14 protein-coding genes and 1 pseudogene are annotated in these 14579 nt (G+C 75.0%); 14 read left to right on the top strand and 1 reads right to left on the bottom strand.

Features of this window, described 5'->3' with window-relative positions:
* Nucleotides 1-120: 120 nt before the first annotated feature.
* Nucleotides 121-1407, bottom strand: a complete 1287-nt coding sequence (locus COO58_RS13845; protein ID WP_176558809.1) for a low temperature requirement protein A — start codon at nt 1405-1407, stop codon at nt 121-123.
* Between the two features lie 139 nt (nt 1408-1546).
* Between COO58_RS13845 and COO58_RS13840 the strand changes: the two genes are divergently transcribed.
* From COO58_RS13840 to COO58_RS13775, 14 genes and pseudogenes are all read left to right on the top strand, one after another.
* Entirely contained in the window at nt 1547-1981 is a 435-nt protein-coding gene (locus tag COO58_RS13840; protein ID WP_098745253.1) for a phage holin family protein, read from the top strand.
* A 22-nt stretch (nt 1982-2003) separates the two neighbouring features.
* Nucleotides 2004-2438 carry a ChaB family protein gene (locus tag COO58_RS13835; protein ID WP_255292615.1) on the top strand — a complete coding sequence of 145 codons (435 nt, stop codon included), beginning with the start codon at nt 2004-2006 and terminating at the stop codon, nt 2436-2438.
* Between the two features lie 49 nt (nt 2439-2487).
* Nucleotides 2488-3702 (top strand): cation:proton antiporter, encoded by a 1215-nt coding sequence (locus COO58_RS13830; protein WP_098745251.1) that lies wholly within the window; start codon nt 2488-2490, stop codon nt 3700-3702.
* 220 nt (nt 3703-3922) lie between these two features.
* Nucleotides 3923-4999, top strand: a pseudogene (locus COO58_RS31220) (SigB/SigF/SigG family RNA polymerase sigma factor); the annotation flags it as partial.
* 163 nt (nt 5000-5162) lie between these two features.
* Nucleotides 5163-6737 (top strand): ANTAR domain-containing protein, encoded by a 1575-nt coding sequence (locus COO58_RS13820; RefSeq protein ID WP_098745250.1) that lies wholly within the window; start codon nt 5163-5165, stop codon nt 6735-6737.
* Between the two features lie 145 nt (nt 6738-6882).
* Complete coding sequence (locus COO58_RS13815; protein ID WP_098745248.1) at nt 6883-7293, top strand: DUF1622 domain-containing protein; 411 nt, start codon at nt 6883-6885, stop codon at nt 7291-7293.
* Complete coding sequence (locus COO58_RS13810) at nt 7290-7550, top strand: DUF1622 domain-containing protein (protein ID WP_098745247.1); 261 nt, start codon at nt 7290-7292, stop codon at nt 7548-7550. The genes COO58_RS13815 and COO58_RS13810 overlap by 4 nt, the downstream gene beginning before the upstream one ends.
* A 63-nt stretch (nt 7551-7613) precedes the next feature.
* Nucleotides 7614-9293: a cytochrome c oxidase subunit I gene (ctaD, locus tag COO58_RS13805; RefSeq protein WP_098745245.1), complete on the top strand. Its 1680-nt coding sequence runs from the start codon at nt 7614-7616 to the stop codon at nt 9291-9293.
* A gap of 67 nt (nt 9294-9360) precedes the next feature.
* Nucleotides 9361-9708 carry an NADH-quinone oxidoreductase subunit A gene (locus tag COO58_RS13800; RefSeq protein ID WP_098745244.1) on the top strand — a complete coding sequence of 116 codons (348 nt, stop codon included), beginning with the start codon at nt 9361-9363 and terminating at the stop codon, nt 9706-9708.
* Nucleotides 9699-10895, top strand: a complete 1197-nt coding sequence (locus COO58_RS13795; RefSeq protein WP_218012358.1) for a hypothetical protein — start codon at nt 9699-9701, stop codon at nt 10893-10895. Before COO58_RS13800 ends, COO58_RS13795 begins: the two co-directional genes overlap by 10 nt.
* 38 nt (nt 10896-10933) lie before the next feature.
* On the top strand, nt 10934-11815 hold the full coding sequence (locus COO58_RS13790; RefSeq protein WP_098746334.1) for an NADH-quinone oxidoreductase subunit H: 882 nt from the start codon (nt 10934-10936) through the stop codon (nt 11813-11815).
* A 1-nt stretch (nt 11816) separates the two neighbouring features.
* Nucleotides 11817-12338 (top strand): NADH-quinone oxidoreductase subunit J, encoded by a 522-nt coding sequence (locus COO58_RS13785; RefSeq protein ID WP_098745242.1) that lies wholly within the window; start codon nt 11817-11819, stop codon nt 12336-12338.
* An 8-nt stretch (nt 12339-12346) separates the two neighbouring features.
* Nucleotides 12347-12640 (top strand): NADH-quinone oxidoreductase subunit NuoK, encoded by a 294-nt coding sequence (nuoK, locus tag COO58_RS13780; protein ID WP_369700202.1) that lies wholly within the window; start codon nt 12347-12349, stop codon nt 12638-12640.
* Complete coding sequence (locus COO58_RS13775; RefSeq protein WP_098745239.1) at nt 12637-14556, top strand: proton-conducting transporter membrane subunit; 1920 nt, start codon at nt 12637-12639, stop codon at nt 14554-14556. The genes nuoK and COO58_RS13775 overlap by 4 nt, the downstream gene beginning before the upstream one ends.
* Nucleotides 14557-14579: the final 23 nt, after the last annotated feature.

Below are 14579 nucleotides of genomic sequence, written 5' to 3'. Positions count from 1 at the left end.
GACACGCGCGACGTCCGGCGAACAGGCACGCGGACGCTCCCGGCACGAGTGGACACGAGGCAGGTGCCACGAGCGAGGTGCGATCGGCCTACCGGAGAACGGTTCCGCAGTGCGAGCGCCTCACAGATACTCCTTCCGCCAGGCGCTGACCGCCTCCTCGACGGCGTGCTCCTCGCGACGCAGCGATGCCTTGATCCGTCTGCGCTCGCCGGTCATCCGTTGGAACACCGCGAGCACACCACAGGCCACGACGAGCGTCGTCAAGGCGGCCAGCGGCGCGACGTGCGCGCCGGGCACCGTCAGCGCGGCGATCAGCACGGCGGCGACGAGGGTGGAGCGGCTCGTCCGACGAAAGGCGCGCCGGGCGATCGCCGCCTGACTCACCAGGTAGATCACGACTCCACCGTGCAGGACCGCGCTGACCGGACCGGACAGCGGGGAGTGCCGCATGGCGACGGCTTCCAGCAGCAGCTTGAGGCCCAGGGCGGTGGTCACCACGCCGAGGATCGTGAGCAGGTGGAGGTAGGTGTAGACGTCGCGGGCCAGCGGCACCCGGACGCGATCCCGCACGCCGTGCAGGATCTGCTCCACACCGGCGGCCAGGCTGTCGAAGTGCAGCCACCACAGCGCGGCGACCAGCGCGATGCCCAGCACGGACGCGGTGATGACCCGGGTGGTCAGCGCCAACCGGTCGAACCGGCCCGGTCCGATGCCCAGCGAGATCACCACCTCGCCGAGGGCGACGAGCACGATCAGGCCGTGCCGCTCGGCCCAGTGCCCGGCCGACGGCAGCGACCAGTGCGCGTAGGGCAGGAAGAGCCCCACCGAGTACTCGACGAGCAGGGCTGCGGTCCACAGGACCAGGCGGGTCTCCAGGACCGCGTCGGCGGCCACCCACCGGGGCGCGGCGACCGACAGCCCGATCAGGACGGCGGCCAGCACCGGCGGGACGGTGACGGCGGCGAGTTGCACGCGGGTGTGCCCGGCGCGGGTGAGCACGAACAGGAACCCGGCCGAGGTCAGGGCTCGCACGATCAGGTAGGCGGTGGCGAACACCAGCGGGCCGGGCAGGTCGTCGGGCTGGTCGACGAAGGCCTGGGGGATCGCGATCGCGAGCACGAACACCGCGGCCATGATCCCGAAGCCGAGGACCGGCAGGACGCCGTGGTCGGCGCGGACCACGTTGCCGAGCGCGACGAAGCCGGTCCAGCACCACCACAGCAGCGCCACCACCACCATGCCGGCCGCCACCTGGGAGGCCGCCAGATCGCGGGCGACGAGTCCGGTGACGTTGAGGAACGCGAAGACGAAGATCAGGTCGTAGAACAGCTCCAGGCGGGTGACCCGGCTGCCCGGCGCCACCGGGATCAGCCACCGGGACCGGCGGAGGCGCGGCGGGCTGCTCATCCGGCCAGTCTCGGGCATCCGGCGCGGCGGCATCCCAGCTTTGCCGTCGCACCCACCGACTGGAAGCTGCGGCATCGCGGTGTGCGGCGCGTCTCCGCGGGTACGCGGCCGGGCACGCGGCGGCGCAGTGGGAGGTGCGATGAGCGAGGGGACCGTCGGAGGGGACGGACGGCGGAGCCCGACCGAGCGACTCGCCGAGGACGTGGCCGACGTCGTCCGCGAGGAGGTGCGAGCCGTACGCGCGCAGGTGGGCGAGGCGGCCCGACCGGCGGGTGTGGGCGTCGTCCTGCTGGCTGCCGCCGGTGGCTGTCTGGTGCTCGGCGCCGGCGCGGCGTCGACCACGGTGCTGCGCGTGCTGGAGACGATGCTCCCGCGCCGGCTTGCCGCCGCCGGTCTCACCGCCGGCTACCTCGTCGCCGCCGTGGTGCTGGGGCGGGCGGGGCTGACGCAGCTCCGGGCGGCCGGAGGTCCCTCGGCGCGGCTCGCGGACGACGTGCGCGACATGGTCACCGAGACCGCCGGTCGGGTGCTGCCCGCCGGCGTCGACGCCGCCCGCGACGAACTGGACAGGTGACACCGGAGCAGGAGGCAGCGACATGCCGGACAAGCACGAACAGGCCGAGGAGATGCGCGACGACGTCCCGTCGACCATCGCGCGCTCGGACGACAAGGCGGTTCGCACGTACAAGAAGACGCTGGAGTCGGCCGAGGAGAGCTACGGCGACGGCGAGCGGGCGCACCGTGCCGCCTACGCGTCGTTGAAGCACACCCACGAGAAGGTCGGCGACCACTGGGAACCCAAGGAACACAAGGGTCCCTCCGACCCGCAGGCGGCGCAGGGCACCCCGGCGTCGCGGGACCGCGACCGGCCCACCGCGCAGGGGGTCGACGCCAACGCCGGCAAGGGCCACCTGGACGACGTGGCGCGCAAGGTCGGCATCGACGACCCGGAGAACATGAACAAGGGTGAGCTGGTCGAGGCGATCGAGAAGGCCAACGCCCGGGCCACCGCCCGCGCCCGGCGCACGTGAGGCGGCGAGACGGCCGAGTGGGCGATGCCGCGACGGGTAGCGGGCGGGCATGAATCCGCTGCTGCTCGCGTACGCCCTCGTCGGGGGTCTCGGTGTCCTGCTCGCCTTCTGGTCGAGCGCCATCCGCCGAACCGTGCTGTCCGAGCCGCTGCTGGCGCTCGCCCTGGGGGCACTGGCGGGCCCGGTGCTCGGCCTGGTCGACGTCGGAGACCGGCTCGGCGCCGAGCTGAACCGTGAGGTGAGCCGGGCCCTGCTGGCGGTGTCGCTGATGGCGGTCGCGCTGCGTTTCCCGCTCGCCGGTTACCGGGCGGTGCTGCGCCCGGTGCTCGTGCTGCTCTCCGCCGGCATGCTCGGAATGGCGCTGCTCAGCACCGGCCTGTCCTGGCTGGTGCTCGGCACGCCGTTGGGCCTGGCCGCGCTGCTCGGCAGCTGCCTGACCCCCACCGACCCGGTCCTGGCCTCCAGCATCGTCTCCGGCGGCCCGGCCGAACGGCAACTGCCCGACCGGCTCCGGCAGGTGATCAGCGGCGAGTCCGGCGGCAACGACGGGCTCGCGTTCCCCCTCGTCGTGCTCGCCCTGGCCGGCATCGGCGCGCAGCCGTGGGCCGACCAGGTGACCGCGGCGTTGTGGGGCGTGCTCGGCGCGGTGGTCGTCGGCGTCCTGCTCGGTTGGCTGGCCGGTCACGCCGTCCGCGCGGCGAGCCGCCGGGAGACCCTCGACCAGGGCTCGCTGCTCGTCTTCGCGGTGCTGCTCGGCATCGCCGCGCTCGGGGTCGCGCGGGTGCTCGACACCGACGGCATCCTGGCTGCCTTCGTCACCGGGCTGGCCTACAACCGGGTCGTCGGCGACCAGCCCCGCATCGCCGAGCAGAAGCTGGACGACTCGCTCACCCGCTACCTGGTGCTGCCACTGTTCTTCCTGCTCGGCGTCGAACTGCCGTGGCGCGACTGGCTCGACGCCGGCTGGCGGCTGCCGCTGTTCGCCGTCGCGGTCCTGCTGCTGCGGCGGCTGCCGGTGGTGCTGACGCTCCGGAAGCCGCTCGGGCTGCCCTGGCGGGAGCTGGTCTTCCTCGGCTGGTTCGGCCCGATCGGCGTGTCCGCGCTGTTCTACCTGGCTTTCAGTGCCGACGAGGGCGCGCGGGATCCGCTGCTCTGGACCGCCGGCAGCCTCGTCGTCACGCTCAGCGTCGTGGTGCACGGCGCCACCGCGATGCCGGGCCGCCGCTGGTACGCCGCCGGACACCACGAGATCTCGAAGCGGTAACGGTCGACCCGCCGGCGTTTGCCGGCGACCTCCCCGGAAAGCGATCGAGGTAGCTCGCGCTTCGCAGCCGCGGTGTCGACGAACGGCACCAGGACGACCACGTCCACCCTGACGGCTCAGCGCGCACCTCCGGGGCTCGTCCCTGCCCGCACGCGTGTCACGACGCTGCAGTGGCCGGCCCCCGTGACCGCTGATCCGCCGCCTTCCGTGGAGGACTCCCATGACCATGTCCGTGCTGCGCCCCGACGCCGGCGTCGACGAACTGTTCGCCCTGCTGCACGACGCCGTCGGCCCGACCGCCCGGCGCGCCCGCGAGCGCCTGGTCGAGGTGCACCGCCCGCTCGCCGTGGCGCTGGCCCGGCGGTTCGCCCACCGGGGCGAGCCGCTCGACGACCTCGTCCAGGTTGCCTGCTACGGCCTGGTCAAGGCGGTCGACGCGTACGACCCGCGGCGCGGGGTGCCGTTCGCGGGCTATGCCACCCCGACCATCCTGGGCGAGTTGAAGCGCCACTTCCGGGACCACGGCTGGGGGGTCCGGGTCCCCCGCGGCCTGCAGGAGCGGTACCTGCTGGTGCACGCGGCCGAGGCCGAACTGACCCGCCGGTCGCAGCGCGTGCCGCGGGCCGAGGAGGTCGCCGGACACCTGGGCGTACCGGTCGACGTGGTGGTGGAGGCGTTGGCCGCCGGGCGGGCGTATCGCAACGTGTCGCTGCACCGGCCGGCCGGTGGCGACGACGAGGCGGGGGAGCGGGAGGACCTGCTGGCCGAGCGGGACTCCCGGGTGGAGGGGCTCTGCGACCGGCTCGACCTGCTGGCGGCGCTGCGTCGGCTGCCGGAACGGGAGCAGGGCGTGGTGATCCGCTACTTCCACGGCAACCAGACCCAGGAGCAGATCGGGGACCTGCTCGGCATCTCGCAGATGCACGTGTCCCGCCTGCTCCGCCGGGGGATCGGGCTGCTGCGGCAGGAGATGACCGCCGAGGAGCCCGGAACGACGGGACCGGCCCGGATCCGGGTGGCGCTACGCAGGGCCGGCGCCACCACCGTGGCGACGGTGGCCGGAGTCCTCGACGACGAGGGCGTGGACCTGCTCCGCGACCGGCTCACCCGCACGGCCGTCACCGCACGCCCCCGCGGCCTCGTGGTGGACCTACGGCGCGCGTCGGTCGAGTCGCCCCGGGTCGCCCGGGCGGTGCTGGACCTCCAGCGGGCCTGCGCCCACGTCCGGGCGCGGCTGACCCTGGTCAACCTGCCACCGGCGGGAATGAGGCTGCTCCGCCGGGCGGGCCTGACCCGACTGGTCGCCTGCGTGCCGCTGCGGGCCGAGGCGCGAGTCGTCCCGGCTCCGCCGGCGGACGAGCGCGGTGCCGCAGGACCGGGCCGGCCGTCGCCGCCGTGCCGGAGGGAACCGGCGGCGATAGGGTCGAACCGCGACGAGCGACCGAGCGTGGGGAGGGCACGTGCCGCGACGGCGAACGACGACCGCCCCGCCCCCGCCCCTGGTGGCGACCGTGCAGCGGCTGCAACGGGAGTTGGACACGCTGCGCCGGGAGCGGCGCGCGCACGCGGTGGTGGAGCAGGCGACAGGCCTGCTGATCGCCCGGCTGGAGTGCTCGCCCGAGGAGGCGTTCGCGCACCTGCGCGGGATCTCCCAGCACAGCAACATCAGGCTGGTGGACGTGGCCGCCGGACTGCTCGGCGCCGCGGCCCCGCCGGCTCCGCCGCCGCCGTCCCCGCCCGAGCCGTTCCGGCCGGAGCGCTACCTGCGTCCGCTTCCGCCGTCGTCGGCGCCGGAGGTCGCCGATCCGCTGCCCCTGACCGGCGAGGCGGCCGCCCGTTACCACCTCGCCCGGGCCGCCATGAAGGCCGTCACCGAGACGAACGGCCTGGCCGAGGCGCTGGCGGAGGGCGTGCGTCACCTGGGCGCCGGCTCGACCCTGCTCGGTCTGCTGGAACCGGACGGCGCGGTCCGGCTGGTCGGCTCGTACGGCCTGCCCCGATCCGTGGCGAGCCTGTGGCAGCGCGCTCCCGGCACGGTCAACATGGCGCTGCTGCGCGCGGCCGTGGACGGGAACCCGCTGTGGCTGACCCGGGACGAGGCCCGCCGCCGGGGCTACGACTTCATCGGCGGTGGCGCCATGCGGGTCTGTCTCCCGCTGCGCCGGGCCGACCGGGCCATCGGCGTGGCCGCGATCAGTTGGGACACCCACCGGGATCTCGACGAGACGGAACGGGCGTACGTGGTCGCCCTCGCCGAGGCCGCCGGTCGCCGGCTGTCGACGCTGTCCTCGCGGCCGGCCGACGCGCCGGCCGCCCACTGGTTGGAGGCGGTGCTCGACGCGCTGCCCGGCTCGGTGGCGCTGTGGTGCCCGGTACGCGACGACGACGGCGCCGTCGTGGACTTCCGCCTCGACAGGTGCAGCCCGGACGCGACCGACGGGGCGGACCGCGGACGGGACGCGCTCACCGGTCGCCGGCTGCTCGAACTCCACCCGTCGGCGGCCGACGACGGCATCGTCGCCGGCTGCGCCCGCGCCCTGCGCGACGGGCGTCCCTTCCGGTGGGGGCCGGGTCAGGTGTGGCGGGCCGGCGGCGCCCGGCCGACCCGGGTGCTGCTCAGCCTCCGGGCCGTCCCGTTCGGCGACGGGTTGCTCGCCAGCTGGCACTACCACGACGAGCAGCGGCGGGCCGCGGACCGGTCCGCCCGGCTGGAGCGCGCCGGTGACGTCGGCTGGGTCGAGTGGGACCTCGGCGGCGACGCCGTCGCCTGGTCGTCGGGTGCCTACCGGGTGCTCGGCCGGGACCCGGCCGACGGCCCGTTGCCGCTGGGCTCCCTGCACCGCTGGGCGACGCCGTCGGACGCGCCCCGGGTGCGGGAGGCGCTGCGTGCCCTGGTGGAGCGGGCCGAGCCGGCCGAACTGGAGTTCACCGTGCGTCGGCGCGGTGCGGCGTGGCCGGTGCGACTCGTCGCCGAGCCCGTCGTGGACCCCGACGGCCGGGTGGCCGAGGTGCGCGGTGCGGTGGCCCGCCGCTGACGTCGTCCCGCCTGGTCGGTGCCGTCAGTCGCTCGTCCTGGCCCGCGGAGTCCGCTCGGGTCGACCGCCCCTCGGCGGCGGATGGTGAGCCACGTCTACCCGGAGCGGCGCATGGTCCGGCCGGCGCCGGGCACCGGAGCCCGCCATGGACCGTGTGCTCGGTGAGGAGTGGCTGTCCCACTCCGTCGACCTGCTGGTGCGCCTGGTGGAGACCGCCGGCGCTCTGATCATCTTCGTCGGTGCGATGGCCGCGCTGGTGCGCTTCGTGGTCGTCGGCCTCCGCGAGCGGCGTACCCGGGCGTTCGTGCCGGTCCGGCTCGGACTGGGTCGGTTCCTCGCCCTGGGACTGGAGTTCCAGCTCGCCTCGGACATCCTGCGTACCGCGATCGCACCGACCCTGCGGGAGATCGCGGAGCTGGCCGCGGTGGCCGCCATCCGGACCGCGTTGAACTTCTTCCTGGCCCGGGAGATCCGGCAGGAGCGGGCGGAGTTGGCCCGGGACGGCCGGCGTGTCGCGCCGGACCCGGTGGACGAGCCGGCTGGACGAGCGTCGTGAGCGCGCTCATCGGTTACGCGGCTCTGGCCTGTGTGGCCAGCGGGCTGCTCGCCGGGTCGGTCGTGCTCGCCGTCGCCCGGGACGGCCGGCTCGCGCTGCGGGTCGCGCTCGACCTGTGGCTCGCCGCCGGTCTGCTCCGGCTGGCGCTGCCGCCGTCCTGGGACCAACTGCTCAGCGCGGCCGCGATCGTCGCCGTCCGGCAACTGGTCGGCCTCGGCCTGGGGCCGGCGCGGGCGGCGACGGCCGGCGAGAAATGATCCGGCCGGGGTTTGCGTCGCGGCCCGGCCGGACACCGCCCCACACCTGGGGAAGGGGAGCGGATGGACCTGTGGACGGCTCCGGGACCGGTCGCCGTGGTGGGGCCGGTCCGCCGGCCGGTACGCGGCTCGGCGCTGGCGCGCCTGCTGCGCACCACCGACGCCAAGCAGATCGGCGTCCTGTACCTGACCACGGCGTTCGGCTTCTTCCTGGTGGGTGGGCTGCTGGCACTGCTCATGCGGGCCGAGCTGGCCCGTCCGGGCATGCAGCTCCTCTCGCCCGAGCAGTACAACCAGCTGTTCACCATGCACGGCACGATCATGCTGCTGCTGTTCGCCACCCCGATCGTGTTCGCCTTCGCGAACTACCTGGTGCCGTTGCAGATCGGCGCGCCGGACGTGGCGTTCCCGCGGCTGAACGCGTTCGCCTACTGGCTGTACCTGTTCGGCGGGCTGCTCGTGCTGGGCGGGTTCGCCACGCCGGGCGGCGCGGCCGACTTCGGGTGGACGGCCTACCAACCGCTCGCCGGGCCCGCGCACTCGCCGGGAACGGGCGCCAACCTGTGGCTGATCGGCCTGGTGATCTCCGGGCTCGGGACGATCCTCGGCGCGGTCAACCTGATCACCACGGTGCTGACGTTGCGGGCTCCGGGTATGACCATGTTCCGGATGCCGATCCTCACCTGGAACATCCTGGTCACCGCGGTCCTGGTGATCCTGGTGTTTCCGCTGCTGGCCGCCGCGTTGCTGGCGGCGCTGGCGGACCGGCAGCTCGGCGCGCACGTCTACGACGCCGACACCGGCGGGCAGATGCTGTGGCAGCACCTGTTCTGGTTCTTCGGGCATCCCGAGGTCTACATCGTGGCGTTGCCGTTCTTCGGCATCATCACCGAGATCATCCCGGTGTTCTCCCGCAAGCCGGTCTTCGGCTACCGGGGGCTGATCGGCGCGACGCTGGGCATCGCGGCGTTGTCGATGAGCGTGTGGGCGCACCACATGTTCGCCACCGGCCAGGTGCTGCTGCCGTTCTTCAGCTTCCTGAGCTACCTGATCGCCGTGCCCACCGGGATCAAGTTCTTCAACTGGATCGGCACCATGTGGCGCGGGCAGATCACGTTCGAGACGCCGATGCTGTTCGCGCTCGGCTTCCTGGTCACGTTCCTGCTCGGGGGGCTCACCGGGGTGCTGCTGGCCAGCCCGCCGCTGGACTTCCATGTGCACGACTCGTACTTCGTGGTGGCGCACTTCCACTACGTGCTCTTCGGCACCATCGTGTTCGCCGTCTTCGGCGGCGTCTACTTCTGGTTCCCGAAGATGTTCGGCCGGATGCTCGACGAGCGGCTCGGCAGGATCCACTTCTGGCTGACCATGATCGGCTTCCACACCACGTTCCTGGTGCAGCACTGGCTCGGCGCCGAGGGCATGCCGCGCCGGTACGCCGACTACCTGGCCCTGGACGGCTTCACCGCGCTGAACACGGTGTCCACCGTCGGGTCGTTCGTGCTCGGCATCTCGATGCTGCCGTTCCTGTGGAACGTCTGGCACTCCTACCGGTTCGGTCCCGTGGTGCGCGAGCCGGACCCGTGGGGCCACGGTCTCGCACTGGAGTGGGTGACGTCCTCGCCGCCGCCGCTGCGCAACTTCGACCGGATGCCGCGGATCCGATCCGAGCGGCCCGCGTACGACCTGCGGCAGGAACGGGCCGCGGCGGCGCTGCCCAACCCCCGCGCCGCGGCGGACTGACCGATACCGGGCGGGAACGCCGGCGGGCTGGCAGGGTGGAAGCACCGATCGGGAAGGAACAGGACGGATGGGAAGGTACGCGCCGGTGCTGGCCATGCTCGGTCTGGCCGCCGCCGGAGTGGGCACGTTGTACCTGGCCCACCTGCGGACGGCGGTGGGCGCGCCGTCCACCGTCGCCGCGTTCCGGTCCGGGCTACCGCCCCACGAGCACGCCGTCTCCCGGTTCCACGTCCGCTGGTACGCGATCAGCCTGCTCTTCCTCGCCTTCGACGTGGAGATGCTGTTCATGTACCCGTGGGCGGTGGTGGTCGCCGACATCGGCACACCCGCCGTGGCGGAGATGTTCGTCTTCCTCGGCCTGCTGATGGCCGGTGTCGTCTACGCCTGGCGGGAGGGCGCGCTGCGGTGGGCCTGATCGACGACGTGCTGGCCCGCTGGGCGGCCCGCCGGCCGCACCTGCTGGTCGCGGCCGTGCCCGGCGCCACCGGCGCCCGCCTGGCCGTGGAGGCGCACGCCGACCGGGCCGGGTGGCCGCTCGCGGCCTCCCCCGCCGAAGCCGACCTGCTGGTGGTCACCGGCGACCCGGGTCCGGCGCTGGCGGCGGCGATCGAGCGGGTGTGGAAGCAGCTTCCGGGCCCTCGGGCGCGGGCGCGGATCACCGACCCGGCCGGGGTGGCATCCGGGCTCGGCGCGGCCGTCGCCCGCTGGACCGGGACGGGCGAGGAGCCCACGGACGTGGGGCCGGACGGCGCGCGGGACCACGGGCCGGCGGGTCACGAGCCGGGCGCGGGCAACCGGGCGCACCCGGGCCACCGGCCGGCGGCGGACGACGCGCGCGGTCACGGGCAGCACGGTGGCGGGTCGGAGCGGCCCGGCCACGGTGACCACGACGGGATGTCCATGCCGGGTGGGCTGATGATGGCCGAGCGGGCCGAGGACCGCGACGGGTTGAAGCTGGACGTGCTGCACCTGGCGCTCGGTCCGGTGCTGGCGGACTGGCCGGCCGGCCTGGTCGTCGAGGTGGCCGTGCAGGGCGACGTGGTGCAGTCGGCCGACGCCCGCGTGCTGCCCCCGGCCGACCCGTCGGCCGTGCGACCGTACCCGGACGTGGACCATCCCGGGCTGTGCCGGCGCCGGCAGGCCGTGGCGCACCTCGACTCGCTGGGCCGGCTCTGGGCGGTCGCGGGCTGGCCGGCCGGCGCGGCCGACGCGCGGCGGCTGCGTGACGCGCTCGTCGACCACGTGCCGCTCGCCGCCGCGTACGCCGGCTTCGCCGCGCTGGACCGGCGGGCCCGGCGCTCCCGCGGGTTGCGCCTGGTCACCGACGGCCTGGGGGTGCTGTCGCCGGTCGCGGCGGCCCGCGCCGGGGTGGCGGCCCCGGCGGCGGTATGCGGTGACGCGACCGCCCGGTGGCGGCACCGGCTGGTCGAGACGGACCGGCTGCTGGCCGGCGGCGAACCCGGTTCCGCGCCGGACGCGGCGGCGGTCCTGGAGTTGGCGGCGCGGCTCATGGTCGGGCTCGACCTGGCCGCGGCCCGGGTGGTGCTGGCCTCGTTCGACCCCGACCCGGACGGGGTGCTGGCCGCGGGGACCCGATCGTGACCGCCGGTCCGTGGTGGGGCGTCGTGCCGGCCGCCGGGATGGTGCTCGGCCTCGCGCTGGCCGCCGCGGTGCTGGCGGGCCTGCTCGACCCGGCCGGCGGCCCGACGCTCGCGCACCGCGCCGGGCGGCCGCTGTGGGAGACCGCCCGGCTGCTGCGGCAGCGACGGCGACGCGTGGTGGCGGCGGATCTGCTGCTGTGGCGGCTCGGGCTGGCCGGTCCGCTGGTGGTGGCGCTGCTCATGGTCGTGGTGGTGCCGTTGGGCGACCGGGTGGTGGCCGACCTGCCGGTCGGGGTGGTCTGGTTCAACGCGATGGACGTGCTGCTCTGGGCGGCGGTGTGGCTCGCCGGGTGGGGGAGCAACAGCGTCCACGGCCTGGTCGGGGGTTACCGGTTCCTGGCGCAGGCGCTCGGCTACGAGCTGCCGCTGATGTTCGCGCTGACCGCCCCGGCGGTGGCGGCCGGCAGCCTGCGGATCGCCGACGTGGTGGCGGCGCAGCGGGAGCTGTGGTTCGTGGTGTGGATGCCGGTGGCGTTCCTGGTTCTCCTCGGCGCGGTGCTCGCGTTCAGCATGTCCGGGCCGTTCGCCTATCCGGACGGGCGGGACGTGGCCGGCGGCGTGCTGGCTGAGCCGTCCGGCGTGGACCGGTTGGTCCTGCTCGCCGGCCGGTACGCGTTGCTGGCGGCGGGCGCGGCGACGGCGGTGGCGCTGTTCCTCGGCGGCGGGTCGGGGCCGCTGCTGCCGACGTGGCTGTGGAGCCTGCTGAAGACGCTGGCCGTGCTGGTGGCACTGGTGGCGGTGCGCGGCCGGGTGCCGGTGCTGCGGGCGGACCGGCTGATGCGCGTGGCCTGGCTGGTGGCGTTGCCCGCCACGCTGCTGCAGGTGCTCGTCGTGGCGGTGATCGTGGTGGGAAGGGGTTGAGGTGGCGGTCGTCGCCTTCGTCGTGCTGGCGGTGGTCGCCGTGGCGTCCGGCGTCGCCGTGTTCACGGTGGACTCGATGGCCCGGGCGACGTTCGCGCTGGCGCTGTCGTTCGTCGCGGTCGGTGGTGAGCTGCTCCTGCTCGACCTGGGCTACCTGGGCGTGGTGACCGTCCTGATGATGGTCATGGAGATGGCGATCATGGCGGTCTTCATGGTCATGTTCATGATGAACCCGGCCGGCCTGATGCCCATGTCGATGCTGCACAACCGCCGGGGCGCGGTGGCGGTCTCGGTCGGGGTCTTCGTCGTGCTGGCCGCCGGCTCCGTGCTCGTGCCGTGGCCCACCCGCCGCGGCGAGCCGCCCGCCGACCCGACCCGGGCCCTGGGCGAGGCGGTCATGGGCTCGAAGATGCTGGTCATGATGGCGGTCTCGGCGGTGCTGTTCGCCACCATGGTCGCCGCACTGGTGCTCGCCACCGCCCGCGGCCGGTACGACCGTCCCGACTCTCCGGAGCGGCCGTGACACTGCCGATGTTCCTGCTGCTCGCCTCCGCGCTGTTCAGCGTCGGCCTGTACGGCGCGCTGAGCCAGCAGGCCGCCGTGATGGTGATGATGGGCCTCGAACTCATGATCAACGGGGTGATCGTGGCCGCCGCCGCCCTCTGGTGGTTCCTCGCCCCGCAGCAGCCCGACGGGCAGGTCCTGGTGCTGGTGGTGATCGCCGCGATGACCGTGGAGATGGCGATGGGCTTCGCCGTGGTGACCCTGCTGTTCCGGTCCAGCGACGCCGACATGACCGACATGGCGGGGGAGCTGCGAGGATGAGCGCGGCGCTGTGGGCCCTGGTCGTGCTCCCGGCCCTCGCCGGCGGGGCGCTGCTGCTGGCCGGGCGGCGGGCGGAGCGGGTCGCTCCGGCGCTGGCGCTCACCGTCGCCGCGCTGGTGGCCGGGCTGGCCGTCGCGGTGGCGCCGGCCCGGCCGTCCGTCGACGCGCCGTTCCTGGCCGGCGCCCGCTGGGGCCTGGCCGTCGACGGGCTCGCCGCGCTCGTCGTCCCGGCGGTGGCCGCCGTGGCGCTGCTGGTGCTGGCGTACGCCGCCGCCGAGATCCGCTCCGACCGGTCCCGGTTCCACGGGCTGATGCTGGTCTTCCTCGCCGCCGTGCTGCTCACCGCCACCGCGACGACACTGCCCGTGCTGCTGTTGGGCTGGGAGATCATGGGCGCGATGTCGTACGCGCTGATCGCGTTCCACTGGCGACGCGACGACGCGGTCGCGGCGGGCGGCACCGCGTTCCTCACCACCCGCGTCGGCGACCTCGGGCTCTACCTGGCCGCCGGGGCCGCACTGGCCGGCGGCACCCTCGACCTGACCGGGCTCGCCGCGCTGCCGACCGGCTGGCGGGACCTGGCCGCCACCGGCGTGCTGGCCGCCGGCTTCGGCAAGGCGGCCCAACTGCCGTTCTCGTTCTGGCTGTCCCGGGCCATGCTCGGCCCGAGCCCGGTCAGCGCGCTGCTGCACTCGGCCGCCATGGTGGCGATGGGCGGCTACCTGCTCGTCCGCCTGCACCCGCTGCTCGTGGCGACCGGCTGGGCGGTGGACGTGGCCGCCTGGGGCGGCGCGCTGACCGCCCTGGCGCTCGGTGCGGTCGCGCTGGCCCAGAGCGACCTGAAACAACTGCTGGCCGCCTCCACCAGCGCCCAACTGGGGTACGTGGTGCTGGGCGCCGCCGTCGCCCCGGCCGGCGCCGTCGCGCACCTGATCGGGCACGCGGCCACCAAGGCGCTGCTGTTCCTCGCCGCCGGGGCGTGGCTGACCGCGCTCGGCACCCGGCGGCTGTCCGCGCTGCGCGGCGCGGGCCGCCGCCACCCGCTGGTGGGGGCCGGGTTCGCGGTGGGCGCCCTGGCGCTGGCCGGGGTGCCGCCGCTGGCGTTGTGGGCCACCAAGGACGAGGTGCTCGCCGGCGCCCGCGAGCGGTCCCCGGTGCTCTACCTGGTCGGCCTGGCCGGCGCGCTGCTCGCGGCCCTCTACGCCGGCCGGGCGCTCGCCCTGGTGCTGCGCCCGGTCCCGCCCGGTGCCGAGGCCGGGTACGACACCGAACGCGCCGGCACCCGCGAGGTGGCCGCCGGTCAGCGGGTGCCGCTGGTGCCGCTGGCGGTGGGCGCGGCCGTGCTCGGCGCGCTGGCGCTCCCGCCGCTGTCGGGGGCGGTGGCCGGTGCCGTCGGAGCCGGTGCGGCGCCCCCGGTCCGGGGCGCCGACCTGGCCCTGTCCGGCCTGCTCGCGGTCGCCGGCGTGACGCTGGCGGTCGCCGCGCCGACCCGGCTGCCGGCCCCGGCCTGGGCCCGGGCCTGGCTGGGGCTCGACCCGGCGGCCCGGCTGCTGGTGGTCCGGCCGACGCTCGCGCTGGCCCGCGGGCTGGCCCGGTTCGACGACCGGGTGCTCGACCGGGCCGTGCACGCCGTGCCGGGCGCGGCCCTCGGTGCGGCGCGGGGGCTGGCCCGGTTCGACGACGCCGTCCTCGGTCGGGGGGTCGCCGCGGTGCCGGTCCTGACCCGGCGGGCGGCGGAGGCCCTGGCCCGGGCGGACGACCACGGGGTGGACGCCCTGGTGCGTCGGCTCGCCCGGGCGGCCCGCCGGCTCGGCGCGCTGGCCCGCCGGCCGCAGACCGGCCTGATCCACCAGTACTACGTCCAGGTGGTCCTCGTGCTGGGCGCCGCCGTGCTGATCCTGCTGCTGGCGAGGTGACCCGTGCTGTCCCTGATCGTCTT

This window comes from Micromonospora sp. WMMA1996 (assembly GCF_002573675.1).
Lineage (GTDB): Bacteria > Actinomycetota > Actinomycetes > Mycobacteriales > Micromonosporaceae > Micromonospora > Micromonospora sediminicola.
This window is presented reverse-complemented; position numbering and strand designations above follow the sequence as displayed.